Below are 15,491 nucleotides of genomic sequence, written 5' to 3'. Positions count from 1 at the left end.
CCGTCCGGGGGGAGACCGTAGGGTCGGGCCATGCCCGGTGATCAGATCCACCCCGACGAGCTCGCCGCGCTGCGCACGGCCGAGTTCGCGTTCCCCGGCCCGCTGCGCGACCAGCTGGTGGCGGCGATCCTGGACGGTTCCAAGACCTCCACCACCGGCGTGCTCGCGGACTACGAGCACGACGGCGACCCGATCCCCGAACCGGGCACGCGCTCGGTCGTGGTCGACTCGCAGCAGCGCCCGGTCGCGGTGATCGAGGTCACCGGTGCACGCGTCGTCCCGCTCGGCGAGGTGGACCTCGCGCACGCCGTGGACGAGGGCGAGGGCTACACCACCGTCGCCGCCTGGCGGGCCGAGCACGAGCGGTTCTGGCACAGCCCGGCCATGCGCGAGGCGCTGGAGGACCCGGACTTCACGGTGGACGACGGCACGCCGGTGGTGCTGGAGCGGTTCCGCCTGGTCGCCGTGCTCTAGGACCCGTCCGGCCCTAGGACTTGGCCGGGTTGCCGCGCAGCAGGGAGGCTGCGGCGGCGAGCAGGGACATCCCGGTCGCGGTGGCGAAGACGATGATCAGGCCGTGGTGGAACGGCGCCGAGATCAGGTTGGGGAAGAACTCCTTGCCGGTCAGCACGGCGGCGTTGGAGGCGGGCAGGGTGTGCAGCACCCCGGTGGGCCCGAGCAGGGTCTGCACCGGGTTGATGCCGAGGAAGGCCGAGAAGACGGTCGAGACGGGTGGCAGCGAGGCCGCGTGCTGGGCGACCGCGGCGGGGACGCCCTGGGCCTGGAGTCCGGCGCTGAGGGTGTGCGGCAGGCTGCTCGCCAGCCCGGCGATCAGCAGCGAGAAGAAGACGCCGATCGACAGCGACATCCCGGAGTTCTGGAAGGTCGAGCGCATGCCGGAGGCCGCGCCGCGGTGGGCGGCCGGCACGCTGCTCATGATCGCCGAGGTATTGGGGGCCGAGAACATCCCCGAGCCGATCCCGTTCAGGGCGATCAGCAGCGCGAAGGCCCAGTAGGGGAAAGCGATCGGGAGCAGCAGCAGGCCGACGAAGCTGGCGCCGAAGACCAGCAGGCCGCCGGTGGTGAAGTAGCGCACGCCGAGGCGGTCGGAGAGGTAGCCGCAGAGCGGGCCCGCGACCAGGAAGCCGGCGGTCAGCGGCAGCAGGAAGATGCCCGCCCACAGCGGCGCGTCGGCGTAGTCGTAGCCGTGCAGCGGCAGCCAGATGCCCTGCAGCCAGATGATCAGCATGAACTGGAGTCCGCCGCGGGCGATCGAGGCGAGCAAGGCTGCGGCGTTCCCGGCGGCGAAGGAGCGGTTGCGGAACAGCGAGAGCGTGAACATCGGCTGGGCGACCCGGGTCTCCACGAAGGCGAAGACCACCAGCAGCACGACGCCCAGGCTCAGCCCGGTCAGCACCTTGGGGCTCGTCCAGCCCATGGTGTGGCCGGCGTAGGGCTGGATGCCGTACGTGATGGAGACCAGCAGCAGGCCCGCGCCGACGGCGAAGGTGAGGTTGCCCCACCAGTCGATCCGGGCGTGCTGGCGCACGGAGGTCTCGCGCAGTGAGCGGTAGGCCCAGACCGTGCCGAAGACGCCGACCGGCACGTTGATCCAGAACACCGCCCGCCAGTCCCAGGCGGAGAGCAGCCCGCCCAGCACCAGGCCGACGAACTGACCGGCCAGGCCGGCGATCTGGTTGATGCCGAGCGCCGTGCCGCGCTGGTGGGCGGGGAAGGCGTCGGTGATGATCGCCGCGGAGTTGGCCATCAGCATCGAGCCGCCCAGCGCCTGGACGATCCGCCAGGCGATCAGCCAGACCGCTCCCCCGCCGCCGGTCGCCGGGTCGAAGGAGAGCGCGACGGAGGCCAGCGTGAAGACCACGAAGCCGAGGTTGTAGATGCGCACCCGGCCGACCATGTCGCCCAGCCGGCCGAGGGTGACCACCAGGACTGCGGTCACCAGCAGGTAGCCCATGATCATCCACAGCAGGTAGCTGATGTTGCCCGCAGCGAAGGGGTCCAGGTGGATGCCGCGGAAGATCGCGGGCATCGAGATGATCACGATCGAGGCGTCCACGGTGGCCATGAACATCCCCAGCGTGGTGTTGGACAGCGCCACCCACTTGTAGCGGTCCGGCCGGGGCGGTCCGGCCGCCGTGCTGCCGCCGGCCGTGCGCGCCGTGGCGCTCGCGCTCTCAGACACGGTGGCTGATCCTCTCCAGCAGGGGGATGGCGGCGGCCAGCTGCTGCTGCTCGGCGGGTGTCAGCTCGGCGCTGATCGCCGCGGTCAGGCGGCGGGCCCGCTCCTCGCGGGCGCCGCGCAGTCCCTCGCGACCGGCCTCGGTCAGCGAGAGGACGGCCCGGCGGCCGTCGGCCGGGTCGGCGGCGCGGGCCACCAGGCCGCGTTCCAGCAGGGTCGCGACGATGGTGCCCATGGACTGCGGACGGATGCCCTCGCCCGCGGCCAACTCGGTGGCCGTCGCGGGGCCTTCGCGGTCCAGCCGGACCAGGGCCGAGGTCTGCGACAGGGTGAGCTCGCCGTCCGGCTTCACCTGCCGCAGCCGGCGCACCAGCGGCCCGAGGCAGGCGCGCAGGTCGGCGGCGATGCGTGCCGTATCGGTGTCCATGGCCATCAGCTTAGACTTATCAGTTCAGACTTACTATCCCTCCAAGGATATACCTGCGCGCCGCTCCGCGACCTGCGGAGCGGCGCGGACCACCCTGCGTCAGCGCTTGGGCGCGACGAGCCGCGTCCCGGCCCAGTTGGCCGACGCGCTCACGGACTTGGTCGGCGAGAGCCCCGCCGTCTGGGCCGCCTCGCTGGCCTCGCTCGGCTCGACGTATCCGTCACGACCGCTCTTGGGCATGAACAGCCAGATCACCCCGCCGTCGTCGAGCAGCCCGATGGCGTCCACCAGCGCATCGGTGAGGTCGCCGTCCTCGTCCCGGAACCAGAGCACGACCACGTCGGCGACGTCGTCGTACTCCTCGTCCACCAGGTCCTGGCCGGTGATCTCCTCGATCGCCTCGCGGAGTTCGTGGTCGACGTCGTCGTCGTAGCCGATCTCCTGAACGACCTGCCCCGGCTGGAACCCCAGCCTGGCCGCCGGGTTGACGCGCTCCTCGGCGTGGTCGGTGGTAGCCGTCATCACCATCTCCTCATGTCACGTGCGGGAATTCCGACCAACGATCTCGGACCGGCGCCCCGCAACTCGGCAGGCGCCAGCCGCCTCACCCGATCGAGTGAGACGCGCGGATGCCATCCACGGGTACGGCCGCCGACTGCTACGGGAGGTCGGGGTCGCCCAGCGTGCGGTGGGACATCTCCAGGACCGACCGGATGATCCGGGGGGTGTCCAACGGCTCGCGGCGGGAGATGAGTTCGTCCAGCAGCCCGTCGACCGCGTGGTAGAGCATCCGGCAGGCGAGGTCGTCGTCGGTGGCGCGGAAGGCTCCCGCCCGGGCGCCCTGGGCGACGAAGGCGCAGATGAGGTCGATGACGCGCTGGTTGGACCGCTTGCACAGCTCCAGGGCCTTGCCGTTGGCCGAGCCGTAGATGATGCGGTGCAGTTCGGCGTTGCGGACGGCGTGCTCGATCAGGGTGGAGTTCAGTTCGTCCAGGGTGGGCCACCAGGCGTTGCCGGAGTCGAGGATCCGCCGGGTGGTGGTGAGGAACTTGTCGACGTAGTGCTCCCAGAGAGCGCCGAGCAGGTGCTCCTTGGTGTCGAAGTAGAGGTAGAAGGTGCCCTTGGCGATCTCGGCGGCGGTGGTGATGTCGGCGATGGTGGCGTCGGCGAAGCCGATGTCGCGGAAGACCTTCTCGCCGGCCCGCAGGATGTCCTCGCGGCGGTCCTCGGCGCTCTTGGTCACACGCTTGCGTCGGGTGGTGGGGGTGGCCATGGTCCCCAGCGTACATGACTGACCTTCGGTCATTGACGGCCCGGGAGCCGTCTGTCTACAGTGATGCTCAGTCAACTTTGCTGTCGCGCAACCTGATTGAGGCCACTGCCCACGGGTTGGCGCGGCCTCGCGCTGCCCGTCCCCCTCCCCTGAACTGTGTGAACTGTGAGGACGACATGACCACCACCAGCCCGGCTCCGCATCCAGGCAGGGCGTTACTCCTGACCTTCATCTGCGTGGGCATCTTCATGGTGTACCTGGACGCCACGATCGTGAACGTGGCGCTGCCCACCATGCAGCAGAAGCTGGGCGCGGACATCACCCAGTTGCAGTGGATCGTCGACGCCTACGCACTGGTCGTCGCCTCCCTGCTGCTGACCGCCGGCACCCTCGGGGACATCCTGGGACGCAAGAACATCTTCCTGGGCGGCCTGATCGGCTTCGTCACGGCCTCCGCGCTGTGCGCCGTCGCTCCCAACTACACGTTCCTGCTGGTCGCCCGGATCCTCCAGGGCGCGGCCGGGTCGGTGATGATCCCGATCTCGCTGGCGCTGATCTCCGGGCTCTTCCCCGCCCCCGCCGACCGCGCCAAGGCCGTGGGGGTCTGGGCCGGCGTCGGCGGTCTGGCGCTGGCCACCGGCCCGGTCCTGGGCGGTTACCTGGTCGCCCAGTTCGGCTGGCAGAGCATCTTCTGGGTCAACGTGCCTGTCGGGGCACTGGCCCTGAGCGTGCTGATCGTGCGCCTGCCCTCCGCCCAACTGCCCGGCACCCGACGCCCCGACGTGGCCGGCCAGCTGCTGTTCATCCTGGCGATCTCCTCGCTGGCCTACGGCCTGATCGAGGCGAGTTCGAAGGGCTGGGGCTCGGGGATCATCCTGACCGCCTTCGCCGTCGCCGCGGTCGCCCTGGGCGCCTTCGTCGCCTGGGAGTCGAGGAGCGCCGACCCGATGCTGCCGCTGGGGCTGTTCCGCAACCCTGTCCTGATTGTGGCCGGCACCGTCAACTTCCTCGGCCTGTTCGGCCTGTACGGCAGCATCTTCCTGCTGACCCTGTACCTCCAGCAGATCAACGGCCTCTCCACCCTCCAGGCCGGGCTGCGGTTCCTGTCGCTGAACGTGGCGATCATGGTGTTCTCCTACGTCGCGAGCATGCTGGCCGCCAAGTTCGGCCCGAAGATCCCGATCGTCATCGGCTCGGTGGCGAGCACCGCGGGCCTGCTCCAACTCACCCAGCTGCAGCCGGGAACCGGGTACGGGAGCTACTGGTGGGCCATGTCGCTGATCGGCGCCGGGGTCTCGCTGGTCGGCGCGCCGGCCACCGTCGCGCTGCTCGGCTCGGTGCGGCCCGAGCAGACCGGCACCGCCTCCGGGGTGTCCAACACCTTCCGCCAGGTCGGCAGCGTCTTCGGCGTCGCCCTCTGCGGCACCCTGCTGGCCCAGCACCTGTCCAGCGGCATCCCCAAGGCGGTGGCGCCGCTCCCGCTGGAGCCGGCCCAACGCGCCGCCCTCACCAACGCGTTGGCCAAGGGCGACCTGGCCGCCGTGAGCCACCTGTCGCCCGCGGCACGCGAGATCGTGCTGCGCGCGGCGGCCCCGGTCTTCACCGACGGGCTGCACATGGGCGCCGTCGTCGCCGCGGCGGCGACGCTGGTCGGCGGGCTGTTCGCGCTGTTCGTGCTGCCGAGCCGCAAGAAGCCCGCCGCCGCTGCCGGCGTCCCGTCGGCCGCCAAGGACTCCGCTCCCCAGACCACCACTCGCTGAGCCCCGGGCCGGCGGTCCGGCCCGGACCGCCGGCCCTCTCCTCTCCTCGGAGCCCTCCCATGGACACCTCGCAGCTCAACCACGCGTATCGCACCCTGCTGGACGCCGCCAACGGCCTGACCGAGGACGATCCGCTCAGCGAGGCCGCGCGCGCCGACGTCGACTGGACGCTGGCCCATCTCGCCCTGAGCGACCGCCTGCTGGCCTCCACGGCCCGCAGCATCCTGGCCGCACGGCCGGGCGAGCTCGACAACACCGCCGCAATGTCCCCGCAGGCGATCGCGGCCCTGGTCGACGCGACCAGCCACTTCCAGCGGGTGGACATGGTGCGCCGCAACGCCGCCGAACTCACCGCCCTGCTGGAGCGGATCCCCTACCACCACGGCACGACGCCGGTGAGCGTGCGCCTGGTCGACCGGGCCGGCAGCACCGTCTTCACCGGCAACGTGCCGTGGGGCGAGATCGTCCGCCGCCGCGCCCAGGACCAGTTGCCCGGGCACACCGCCCGGCTGCTCGGCCTGCACCGGACCGCCGTCAGTGACAGCGAGGAGACCACCCCGTGACCCTGCTGGACGAGCTCGCCGCCTGGGCCAGCGCGCTGCGCCCCCACCACATACCCCGCCGCGTCAGGGATCTGGCGGCCAGTCAGATCCTGTCGCAGCTCGCCTCGATCCGCGCCGGCGCCGAGCACCCGCTCGGCCGGCGCATGATCGCCGCCTTCGGCCCGCCGCTGCAGAGCGACCCGCGCAGCAGTGCCTGCGTCCTGGCGGGCCTGGGCTCCTGGCTCAACCTCGACGACACCGCGTACGCCGGCCACCTCTCCAACTCCACCGTCGCCGTCCCCGTCGCGTACGCCCGCGCCGACCGGCTGGACGGCGCCGCGCTGATCACCGCGGTGGTCGCCGCCAACGAGTGCGCGGCCCGGATCACCGCCGCCGCGACGCTGGGCAAGCTGCGCGGACAGGCCGCCGTCCACACCCACCTCGCCGGAGCCGTCGCCGGCCGGCTGCACTGCCAGGGCGCCCCCGCCCGGCAGTGGGCCGACGCACTCTCGCTGGCCTACTCGATGCCCAACTGGCCGCTCGCCCCGGCCCTGATGGGCAGTGACGCCCGCCTGTTCAACGCCTTCACCCCGGTCCGCACGGCGATGGACGCCTGCGACGCCGCGGCGGCCGGCCTCGGCGGGGCGCCCGACATCCTGGAACACCCCGAGGGCTTCCTCTCCCGCTTCTCCTCCGTCCCGCTGCCGCAGGCCGTCACGGCGGGCCTCGGGCACCACTGGCACACCGAGACGCTCTCCTTCAAGATGCACCCCGGCGGGCCCGGTATCGACGCCGCCGTGGACTGCGCCATCGAACTCCACCAGGACCTGGGCCAGTTGCAGCCGCACGAGATCGAGGAGATCGTGGTGGACGCCTCGCTCTACACGGTCAGGGTCGGCCAGCGCGCCGCCCGCTACGTCACCGGCCCCGGCTCGCCGCTCGGCGCCCTGGTGCTGGACACCCCGTACACCGTCGCCACCGCCCTGCTCACCGGCGGCCTCACCGTGGACGACTTCGCCGCGCCGCTCGTCGAGGATCCCGCGCGCTGGCAGGTCGCCGCCCGCACCCGCCTCCAGCACGACCCGCTGTTCACCAAGGCGCTGTTCGCCTCCGAGGCCCCCTTCGGCGAGGCCCTGCGGCAGGCCGGACCGGCGGCCGGCCCCTGGCTGCGCGAGTTCGGCGGCCCCGAAGCCGAGCAACTCGCCGCCACCACCGACCCCACCCGCCCCGACTTTGCCAACTCCAGCAAGGCCACCCCCGCCCGGGTGACCGTGCACCTCACCGACGGCCGCGCCATCACCCGCGAGCGGATCATCCCGCTGGGCGGCGCCGGCCCGCACACCCGGGCGCACCACGCCGAACTGATGCAGCAGAAGTACACCGCCCTCGGCGGCGACCCCAAGACCGCCGCCGCCGCCGGCACGCTCGGCGACATGCTCCCGGGCCGACTGCACGAATGGCTGGAGAGCGCCCTCACCGAACCGAACCAGCACAGCTGACCGTCGAGCGCTCACCTGCACTGCCGGGCCGCGCCACCTGCGGCCCGGATCAGCAGCGCCTCCCCCGCGCCCGGCCGGCCCGCCATGCCCGCCGCGCCCAGCCCGCCGCCGACCCGGCGCAGCGCGTACGCCACCTCCAGCAGGACCCGCACGCCCGAGACGGCGGCCAGCCGGCCCGGCGCGATCTCCACCAGGTCGAGATCCGCGGCGCTCAGCGAGGAGCGCTCCAGGGCGCGCCCGAGCGCCCGCGCGTGCGGCGCGGGCGGCGTGTGGGAGGAGGGCGCGACGCCGTCCGCGTCGCACGCCATGCCGTACGCGGTGATCTCCGCCAGCCAGGGCAGGCCCAGCCGGATCGCCTTGGTGCGGCGCATCACCACCACCGCGGCGGCGCCGCCGAGGCCACCGGCGGCCGGCCCGAGCCGCGCCACGGACGGCACGGGCGCCGGCGCGGCGTGCGGGACGGCGTGCGGGACGGGCGCGGCCTGTGCCGCCCGCCGCCGGCCGCGCAGGCCGCGGTCGAAGTCGAGCAGCACCCCGCCCCGGTCGCCGGATCCGGCCACCAGGACGCCACCGGCGAGGCCTGCTGGGCCTGCTGGGCCTGCGGGGCCTGGTGGCAGCAGCGGCCCCGGCGGCAGGCAGCGCAGCCCGTCCGCCGGTTCGACCCCGCCGACCACCACCACGTCCGCCTCGCCGAGGCGGATCCGCCGGGCGGCCCAGGCGACCGCGCTCAGCCCGGACAGGCCCACCTCGTCGGTGCCGTAGGCCGGCACCCACCAGGGGACGCCGGCCTTCAGCGCCACCCGGCGGGCCGCCCCGCGATCGGCTCCCACCGCCAGGCCCGGGCCGACGATGACCTGGTCGACGTCGGCCCCCTCGAGGCCCCCGCGCTGGAGCGCGGTCTGGATGGTGATGGCTGCCAGGTCCACGGCCGCCAGGCTGCCCAGCACGCCCAGCGGCCCGCTGGCGGGCGTGCGGGCTCCCGCGAGGATGACGGATTCGGGCATCGGGTCTCTCCAGTTCTCAGGGCCGGAGTACGGAGTGCGGCGGCGGGGCGAACCCGTCGAAGAGGATGCGCAGTTGAGCCAGCGTTGCGTCCAACAGGGCCGCCGGCTCGGCACAGTGGGCGAGCGCGACGGCACTCTCGCACAGCGCGCCGTACAGGATCGAGGCCAGCGACTCGATCTCGCACCGCGCGTCGGGCCCCAGGGCCCGGCGCAGGCCGTACACCAGGTTGCGGCGGCAGTCCGCCCGCATCTCCCGCATGGCCGTCCACCCGATCGCGCCGGGTGCGTCGATCAGCGTGATCCGCTGGACGCCGGGCTCCATCGACCCGGTCAGGAACGCCTTCAGCCCCTGGTAGAGCCCTTCCCAGGGGTCGTCGTAGCGTGCGTAGGTCTCGGCGATGTTGGCCGACAGCCGCTGCTGCTCACGCTCGTAGACGGCGCGGAACAGCGACTCCTTGCCCCGGAAGTGGTGGTACAGGGCGCCCTTGGTGGAGTGCGCCTCCGCACAGATGGCCTCCAGCGAGGTGGCCGCGTAGCCGTCGCGGGCGAACAACGTGCGGGCGGCGGCGAGGAGTTCGTGGGTGGTGGCGTCGGAGCGCTGCTGCTGGGTGCGGCGCCCGCGCGGTTGTGTGGCGCTGGACGTCATCGGCGCGTTCTCAGCCCCGCTGCCCGGGCAGCGTTCAGGTGCTCGGCGAGTCTGCGCAGCACGGCGGCGGCGGCGATCGCCTGGCCGCGCGCGTTGGCGTGCCGTCCGTCCGCGTTGTAGATCCCGCGGTCGGAGCCGGCCGGATGGTTGGTCAGGTCGACGTGGATCGCGCCGTGGCGCAGCGCCAACGCCCTGGTCCGCTCGGAGAGTTGGCGCAGTCGCTGGCGCAGTCCGGCCCGGTGCTGCTCGGGCACCAGCGGGGACTGGCTGACGTCGTAGAGGCCCAGCGTGATCACGTCGGCGCCCGCGTCCCGCAACGGCCCGATGATCCGGCTGAGTTCGGCCTCGGTGGCGTCCGGATCGAAGGATCTGCGCAGCATGTCGTTGCCGCCCGCGACGACGGCCGCCAGGTCGGGCCTGAAGGCCAGCGCCTTGCCCAGCTGCTGGGAGCGGATCTCGGCGGCGACCAGGTCGCGTCTGCCGAGGTTGAGGTACGCGCTCTTCGGCTGGGCGGTCTGTAAGGCGGCGGCCAGGCGGTCGGGCCAGGACCGGGTGCGGTAGCCGGGGCAGGGCCCGACCAGCCGGCCCTCGGCGATACTGTCCCCGAGCACCACCAGGCGTCGCCACGGCGCTCCTTCGAGCAGCCGGGCGGCATCGTCGTCCGCGATGCAGTGGGGGTCGGTCGTCTCGTGTGCGGGAGTCGGGGTTGCGTTCATGACGCGTGCCTTCCTGCTGCGGGTGGCTGCGAGATCGCTCGTGGTGTTACATACCCCCGGTCGGTACGTGGACACCCGGGCCGCCGGACCCCCGAATGTGTCGGACGTCACACCCGATGGCCCGTATCCGAACGCTCCGGCCCACGACAGCACCGAGCTGCGGCGATCACCGCGCATGTACACGCCACTCCGATACACCCCAAGGTCACTGCGCCGTGGTCGTCCTGACAACTGTTGACCCGGACATATGCGCTGCCTACGATTCCTTGGAGACAAGGAAAGCGAAATGCCGACGAAGTACGGAGGAGATGATCTCTCCTTCCGGAAGCAGCGGGTCCGTTATCCGCTATCGACCCGTCGTCTGATACGGCTCAGCCAAGCCCGCACGTCGACGCATTCGGCCCTGCACATTCCTTCCGCTGCGAAGACCGCGTTCGGACCGCCCTTCGCCGGACGGGAGGCAGTCATTCATCACGGGGGAAGCATGAGGATCAACCTACTCGGACCGCTGGAGCTGCAGGAAGAGGACTTAACCCTGGATATCCCGGGAGAAAAGCTGCGGACGATCGTGGCCACGCTGGCCCTGACGCCCGGCCAGGGGGTCTCCCGCGACGACCTGATCGACGAGCTGTGGGGCGAGCTGCCCCCGCACAACGCCGCCAACTCGCTTCAGGGGCACGTCGTCAGGCTGCGCCGGCTGCTCGCCGAGCGCAGCGGGAAACCCTGGATGCGCGACATCCTGCGCACCTCCCGCTCGGGATACCTCATCGACGCGCAGGCCGTGGCCGTCGACGCCGTGCACTTCTGCGCCCTGGTCGACGAGGCGGCCGGCCTGACCGGCGCCCCGGAGCGCACGGCCGCCAAGTTACGGCAGGCGCTGGCCCTGTGGCGCGGGCCGGCGCTGGTGGACGCCGGCCAGGGCATGATCTGCCGGATCGCCTACGCCGGCCTGGAGGCGACCCGGATGATCGCCCGCGAGCAGCTCATCGACGCCCAGCTCGCCCTCGGCCAGCACCGGTTGCTGGTGCCCGAGCTGGAGCGGCTGCACTCCCAGTTCCCGTTGCAGGAGCGCTTCTGCGAGCAGCTGATGACGGCGCTCTACCGCTGCGGGCAGCAGGCGGACGCGCTCAACGTCTACCAGCAGATCCGCCAGCGCCTGGGCCGCGAGCTGGGCCTGGAGCCGGGTCCGGGCCTCCAGGCCCAGCTCCAGCAGATCCTCCAGCCGATCCACCGCGCCGCTTGAGCGCCGCTTGATCCGCCGCGCAGCACGGCCCGTCCCCCCGAAAGCACCGGGGGGACGGGCCGTGAACACGTGGCGGGTCAGACCGACTTGGTCACCCGCAGCAGCCGCCAGACCGCGCCCATGCTCGCCCCGCCGTCGAAGGCCAGGTACTCGGGGAGCACCAGCTCCGGGGCCCACTTCTCCTTGTAGGCGAGCTGGCTGGCCGCGGGGTAGACCGCCTCCCCGTGGTCGGCCAGCAGGCGCAGGAACTTGTTCGTGAGCGGGCTGGTCGGCGTCAGTTCGTGGCGGGGGTCCAGGGCCGTGAACGGCGTGAAGCCGAAGTGCAGCCACTGCGCGCCCTCCCCCCGGAAGGACTCCACCGCCGAGGCGTTGATCGCCTCCATCACCCCCGGGGGCGTGTCGGGCATCCGCCGGCTCAGGTCGTGCAGCCAGCCCGAACGCGAGCCGTAGACCGGCGAGTAGGAGATGTAGGCGATCGGGCGGCCCTCCAGGAGCCCGAGGAAGAGCCGGCGGTGGCGCTGGGCCGGGCCGCCGACCTGGCCGACCATGAACTCGATCTCCTTCACATGGCGGCCCTTGGAGCGCAGCCAGGCGGCGTCGATCGCTGCTATGCGCTCGGCGTGGTCGGCCACCGGCGCCTCCTGGACCTGGAGTCCCAGGCGCTTGGCCCGGGAGATCTTGTTGCGCAGCTTCACGAACTTCGAGCCGCGCAGCGAGAACTCCGGCAGCTGCACGCCGTAGGAGCCGCCCAGCTGGTTGAGCGTGAAGCCGTGTCCGGCGTAGAGCTCCGCGTCCTCGCGCTGGAGCTGGACGCCGACGATCCTGCGCCGCTCGCGACGGGCGAAGGCGCGGAACTCCTCCAGCACCGCGCCCTGGCGCTCGGGGGCCGCGAACACCCCGCCGAACTGGATCAGGAAGCGGCCGGCCCGGCGATAGGCGACGCACCCGCCGTCCGATCCGAAGAAATAGGCGTTGCCGCTGTTCAGCGCCAGGAAAGCACTCGGATTGTCCGCGTGCTTCCGCACCGTCTCCAATACCCGATCGAATTCCTCTCCTGATTCCTCTCGCGTGACCGACTGCTCCTGTCGCGGTGCTTGTGCCATGGGATGCCGCCCTCTTCGTGTCGGGGACGGTGAAATTAGCAGGCCGCGAAGAGATGTCGCTGACACGGCGATCTCAGCGGCATTCAAGCGCCTTCTCAGCGACGCGGAGAAGAGTTCGCCGCCAAGGCTGGAACAGCGGGCTTCGGCCGGGCGCCGGCCCACCGACCGGCGGCGGTCGGCCGGCTCGGCCCGACGGTCCGCAGATATCAGGGAGTGAGTTTGTCCAGTACACAGCTGACCCGAGCAGTGCCGCGGGACGACGCGACCGACCCGTTCGTCCCGGCGCCCGGACTGCGCTCGTACCGGTCCTACGTCAACGGCACGTTCCCGGAGGCCGAAGGGTGGGTGTACGTGGTCGGTTCGCCCGCGCTGCTGGACGACGCCTTCGCCAGCCTCACCCTCAAGCGCCGCCTGGAGGAGGGCCGGATCCCGCCCGAGAACCTGCCGCCGTCCATCGTCGGACGGGTGGCCAAGGCGTCCGCCCGCACCGTGGCCCTCGCGCTCGACGCGGCCGCCGAGGCGGCACCGCGCTGGGCCGCCGTACCGCCCGCGATCCGGCTGGAGCGGGTCGGGGCGCTGCTGCACGAACGGCTCGCCGAGAAGGCCCAGCAGATCGTCGACGTCCTGGTCGAGGAGGGCCACCCGCTGGCGCTGGCCCGCTGGCAGGTGTCCGGGATGCTGGAGTGCTTCGGGCCGGAGTCGATCGACTTCTACCGCGCCCAGATGCAGCAGGAGTTCCGGCACGCCGGGCGCCGCATCCTGGTGCGCCGCCAGCCCGACGGCGTGGTGTGCCTCAATCCGCCGCAGAACGCGCCGCTCTCCAGCGCCCTGCTCGGCATCACCTCGGTGATGGCCGGCAACGCCCTGGTCGTCCGGGCGCCGCGCAGTGCGCCGCTGGGCGTGATGTTCGTGATGAACGAGGTGGTCATCCCGGTGCTGGAGGAAGTGGGCGCGCCCGCAGGCACGTTGAACGTCGTCTGCGGCGACCCCGCGCCGATGCTCTCCGCCTGGCTGGCCAGCCCGAAGGTCGACGACATCATGTACTTCGGCAGCAGCGAGAACGGCCTCGCCTTCCAGAACCGCTGCGTCGCCGCCGGCAAGAAGCCCATCCTGGAGCTGGCCGGCAACGACGTGGTGACGGTCTGGAAGGACGCCGACCTGGACCTGGCCGCCGAGGCGCTCACCGAGAGCTTCTACGGCTCCGGCCAGCTGTGCATGATCCCCAACCAGGTGCTGGTGCACCCCGACGCCGCCGCCGGACTCGTCGAGCGCCTGGTCCGCCTCGTCGGCCACATCCGCCCCGGACACCCCGCCGAGCCGGACGTCCTGCTGACGCCCGTGCTGCGCAACGAGAAGTTCTTCGCCTACCTGGAGGACGCGCTCGCCAAGGGTGCCACGCTGGCCTGCGGCGGGCACGCCATGCAGATCGACGAGACCCGGGACGCGGCCGGCATCTTCCTCGAACCGACCGTCGTCCTGGTCCACGGCCTGGCGGGCGCACGGGAGATCGACGCGGTCCGCAACGAGACCTTCTTCCCGCTGCTGCCGGTGGTGGTCGCCGACCCGGCGCCCGACGAGGAGCTCGTCGCGCAGTTCCTCGGCTTCGTCAACTCCAACGCCTACGGGCTGCGCAACTCGCTGTGGGCCCAGGACCCGGCCGTCGTGGACCGTTTCGTGGCCGAGGTCAGGACCGGCGGCCTGCTGAAGGTCAACGACTCGCACATCGCCTTCCTGCCCTACCTGCCGACCCACGGCGGCACCGGGCTGACCGGCGGCGTCTTCGGCGAGGCCAACTACCCGATCCTGCGCACCTCGCACCTGCAGGGCGTCAGCATCTCCACCGGCTCGCACTCCCGTGAGGCGGTCTTCGGCGCCTGGCAGGCCCTGCACCACCCCGGCGCCTGAACCCGACAACCCCTTCGACTGTGAGGATGCGATGCGCGCACTGGACACCGCACGCGAGACCTGCGAGACCTTCCTCCCCGGCCTGCTGGACAAGCTCTCCGGCATCCCGCTGACCGAGCTGGAGCAACCCGGCGGCCCGGCGATCGACCTCTTCCGCTCCCACGGCGGCGCCTCCCTGGTGATCCCCCAGGCCTACCAGGGCCGCGGCGCCGATCCCCTCCAGGCGCTGGCCGTCACCCGCGCGCTGGCCGCCCGGGCGCCGTCGCTGGCGGTCGGCACCACCATGCACCACTTCTCCGTGGCCACCCTGTTCACCCTCGCCCAGAGCCTGCAGAGCAGCGGCGTGGAGTGGGCCCTGCTGGAGGGGATCGCCGAGCAGAACCTGCTGGTCGCCTCCGGCTTCGCCGAGGGCAACCCCGGCCAGGGCATCCTCAGCCCGACCATGACGGCCCGGGCCGCCGAGGGCGGCTTCCTGATCAACGGCGCCAAGAAGCCCTGCAGCCTGTCGCGTTCGATGGACCTGCTCACCGCCAGCGTCGCCCTGCCGAACGCCGACGGGGGCTCCGACATGGCCGTCCTGCTGGTGCCGCGGCAGACCGAGGGGCTGACGGTGCACCCGTTCTGGTCGAGCTGGGCGCTGGCCGGCGCGGAGAGCGAGGAGCTGCGGCTCACCGACGTCCTGGTCAACGAGCAGCAGGTGATGCGCACCGAGCTGGGGGACGCCGGGCAGCTGGACGAGCTCCAGACCGTCGGCTTCATCTGGTTCGAGCTGCTGATCTCCGCCTGCTACCTCGGCATGGCCAGCGCGCTGGTGGAACGCGTCTGCGAGCGCGGCCGCGGGACGGTCTCCGAGCGGGCCCGGCTGGTCGCCGGACTGGAGAGCGCCAACCTGCTGCTGGAGGGCTGCGCGCGGATGATCATGGACGGCGAGACCGGCAACGACTCCCTCGCCAAGTCCCTGGTGGCCCGCTACGGCGCCCAGGACGCGCTGGGCTCGGCGGTCAACCAGGCCGTCGAACTGCTCGGCGGAATGGCCTTCATCTCCTCGCCGGACGTCGCCTACCTGGCAGCCGCCTGCCACGGCCTCTCCTTCCACCCGCCGTCCCGCTCCAGCTTCGCCGAGCCGTATCTGGACCACGTGGCGGGCCGTCCCCTGCGACTGACCTGAGGAAG

General features: G+C 72.0%; 15 protein-coding genes. 7 read left to right on the top strand and 8 right to left on the bottom strand.

What is annotated here, in order from left to right:
* Positions 1-30 precede the first annotated feature (30 nt).
* The gene (locus tag P3T37_RS06115; protein WP_280722373.1) at positions 31-474 is read left to right on the top strand and encodes an ASCH domain-containing protein; all 444 of its coding nucleotides are present in this window, start codon (positions 31-33) and stop codon (positions 472-474) included.
* A 13-nt stretch (positions 475-487) separates the two neighbouring features.
* On the opposite strand, the gene P3T37_RS06110 is transcribed toward P3T37_RS06115, so the two are convergent.
* The 4 genes from P3T37_RS06110 to P3T37_RS06095 all read right to left on the bottom strand — a co-directional run bounded on the left by P3T37_RS06110 (position 488) and on the right by P3T37_RS06095 (position 3,900).
* Entirely contained in the window at positions 488-2,119 is a 1,632-nt protein-coding gene (locus P3T37_RS06110; protein WP_280722485.1) for an MFS transporter, read from the bottom strand.
* 76 nt (positions 2,120-2,195) lie between these two features.
* Positions 2,196-2,627, bottom strand: coding sequence for a MarR family transcriptional regulator (locus P3T37_RS06105; protein WP_280722372.1), 432 nt, complete (start codon positions 2,625-2,627; stop codon positions 2,196-2,198).
* 99 nt (positions 2,628-2,726) lie between these two features.
* The gene (locus tag P3T37_RS06100; RefSeq protein ID WP_280722371.1) at positions 2,727-3,149 is read right to left on the bottom strand and encodes a DUF3052 domain-containing protein; all 423 of its coding nucleotides are present in this window, start codon (positions 3,147-3,149) and stop codon (positions 2,727-2,729) included.
* 136 nt (positions 3,150-3,285) lie between these two features.
* Positions 3,286-3,900: a TetR/AcrR family transcriptional regulator gene (locus P3T37_RS06095; RefSeq protein WP_280722370.1), complete on the bottom strand. Its 615-nt coding sequence runs from the start codon at positions 3,898-3,900 to the stop codon at positions 3,286-3,288.
* Positions 3,901-4,076: 176 nt separating this feature from the next.
* Between P3T37_RS06095 and P3T37_RS06090 the strand changes: the two genes are divergently transcribed.
* From P3T37_RS06090 to P3T37_RS06080, 3 genes are read left to right on the top strand one after another with little or no spacing between them, the layout of a single operon-like run.
* A complete protein-coding gene (locus P3T37_RS06090) occupies positions 4,077-5,660 on the top strand; it encodes a DHA2 family efflux MFS transporter permease subunit (protein WP_280722369.1) in 1,584 nt (527 codons plus the stop codon).
* Between the two features lie 59 nt (positions 5,661-5,719).
* Positions 5,720-6,223, top strand: a complete 504-nt coding sequence (locus P3T37_RS06085; protein WP_280722368.1) for a hypothetical protein — start codon at positions 5,720-5,722, stop codon at positions 6,221-6,223.
* Entirely contained in the window at positions 6,220-7,701 is a 1,482-nt protein-coding gene (locus P3T37_RS06080) for an MmgE/PrpD family protein (RefSeq protein WP_280722367.1), read from the top strand. The genes P3T37_RS06085 and P3T37_RS06080 overlap by 4 nt, the downstream gene beginning before the upstream one ends.
* Positions 7,702-7,712: 11 nt before the next feature.
* Here P3T37_RS06080 and P3T37_RS06075 read toward each other — a convergent pair whose 3' ends face one another.
* The 3 genes from P3T37_RS06075 to P3T37_RS06065 are packed head-to-tail and all read right to left on the bottom strand — an operon-like array spanning position 7,713 to position 10,067.
* The gene (locus P3T37_RS06075) at positions 7,713-8,705 is read right to left on the bottom strand and encodes a hypothetical protein (protein WP_280722366.1); all 993 of its coding nucleotides are present in this window, start codon (positions 8,703-8,705) and stop codon (positions 7,713-7,715) included.
* Between the two features lie 16 nt (positions 8,706-8,721).
* A complete protein-coding gene (locus P3T37_RS06070) occupies positions 8,722-9,351 on the bottom strand; it encodes a helix-turn-helix domain-containing protein (RefSeq protein ID WP_280722365.1) in 630 nt (209 codons plus the stop codon).
* Positions 9,348-10,067, bottom strand: a complete 720-nt coding sequence (locus P3T37_RS06065; protein WP_280722364.1) for an SGNH/GDSL hydrolase family protein — start codon at positions 10,065-10,067, stop codon at positions 9,348-9,350. Before P3T37_RS06065 ends, P3T37_RS06070 begins: the two co-directional genes overlap by 4 nt.
* Before the next feature lie 484 nt (positions 10,068-10,551).
* On the opposite strand from P3T37_RS06065, the gene P3T37_RS06060 reads away from it, so the two are divergent.
* On the top strand, positions 10,552-11,310 hold the full coding sequence (locus P3T37_RS06060; protein WP_280722363.1) for an AfsR/SARP family transcriptional regulator: 759 nt from the start codon (positions 10,552-10,554) through the stop codon (positions 11,308-11,310).
* Between the two features lie 77 nt (positions 11,311-11,387).
* Here P3T37_RS06060 and P3T37_RS06055 read toward each other — a convergent pair whose 3' ends face one another.
* A complete protein-coding gene (locus tag P3T37_RS06055; protein WP_280722362.1) occupies positions 11,388-12,335 on the bottom strand; it encodes a DUF2156 domain-containing protein in 948 nt (315 codons plus the stop codon).
* Between the two features lie 324 nt (positions 12,336-12,659).
* Here P3T37_RS06055 and P3T37_RS06050 point away from each other — a divergent pair, with 324 nt between their 5' ends.
* Together P3T37_RS06050 and P3T37_RS06045 are read left to right on the top strand one after the other, a co-directional pair.
* Positions 12,660-14,318 (top strand): aldehyde dehydrogenase, encoded by a 1,659-nt coding sequence (locus P3T37_RS06050; RefSeq protein ID WP_280722484.1) that lies wholly within the window; start codon positions 12,660-12,662, stop codon positions 14,316-14,318.
* A 31-nt stretch (positions 14,319-14,349) separates the two neighbouring features.
* Positions 14,350-15,486 (top strand): acyl-CoA dehydrogenase family protein, encoded by a 1,137-nt coding sequence (locus P3T37_RS06045; protein WP_280722361.1) that lies wholly within the window; start codon positions 14,350-14,352, stop codon positions 15,484-15,486.
* Positions 15,487-15,491: the final 5 nt, after the last annotated feature.

Source organism: Kitasatospora sp. MAA4 (assembly GCF_029893355.1).
Taxonomy (GTDB): Bacteria; Actinomycetota; Actinomycetes; order Streptomycetales; family Streptomycetaceae; genus Kitasatospora.
Note: the sequence above shows the minus strand (reverse complement) of the source record. Positions and strands in the feature narration are given on the sequence as shown.

What these genes read in the sequence shown, in the direction of transcription:
- P3T37_RS06115 (WP_280722373.1), top strand. Translation starts at nt 31, where the DNA reads ATGCCCGGTGATCAGATCCACCCCGACGAGCTCGCCGCGCTGCGCACG.
- P3T37_RS06105 (WP_280722372.1), bottom strand. Translation starts at nt 2,627, where the DNA reads ATGGACACCGATACGGCACGCATCGCCGCCGACCTGCGCGCCTGCCTC.
- P3T37_RS06100 (WP_280722371.1), bottom strand. Translation starts at nt 3,149, where the DNA reads ATGACGGCTACCACCGACCACGCCGAGGAGCGCGTCAACCCGGCGGCC.
- P3T37_RS06095 (WP_280722370.1), bottom strand. Translation starts at nt 3,900, where the DNA reads ATGGCCACCCCCACCACCCGACGCAAGCGTGTGACCAAGAGCGCCGAG.
- P3T37_RS06090 (WP_280722369.1), top strand. Translation starts at nt 4,077, where the DNA reads ATGACCACCACCAGCCCGGCTCCGCATCCAGGCAGGGCGTTACTCCTG.
- P3T37_RS06085 (WP_280722368.1), top strand. Translation starts at nt 5,720, where the DNA reads ATGGACACCTCGCAGCTCAACCACGCGTATCGCACCCTGCTGGACGCC.
- P3T37_RS06075 (WP_280722366.1), bottom strand. Translation starts at nt 8,705, where the DNA reads ATGCCCGAATCCGTCATCCTCGCGGGAGCCCGCACGCCCGCCAGCGGG.
- P3T37_RS06070 (WP_280722365.1), bottom strand. Translation starts at nt 9,351, where the DNA reads ATGACGTCCAGCGCCACACAACCGCGCGGGCGCCGCACCCAGCAGCAG.
- P3T37_RS06065 (WP_280722364.1), bottom strand. Translation starts at nt 10,067, where the DNA reads ATGAACGCAACCCCGACTCCCGCACACGAGACGACCGACCCCCACTGC.
- P3T37_RS06060 (WP_280722363.1), top strand. Translation starts at nt 10,552, where the DNA reads ATGAGGATCAACCTACTCGGACCGCTGGAGCTGCAGGAAGAGGACTTA.
- P3T37_RS06045 (WP_280722361.1), top strand. Translation starts at nt 14,350, where the DNA reads ATGCGCGCACTGGACACCGCACGCGAGACCTGCGAGACCTTCCTCCCC.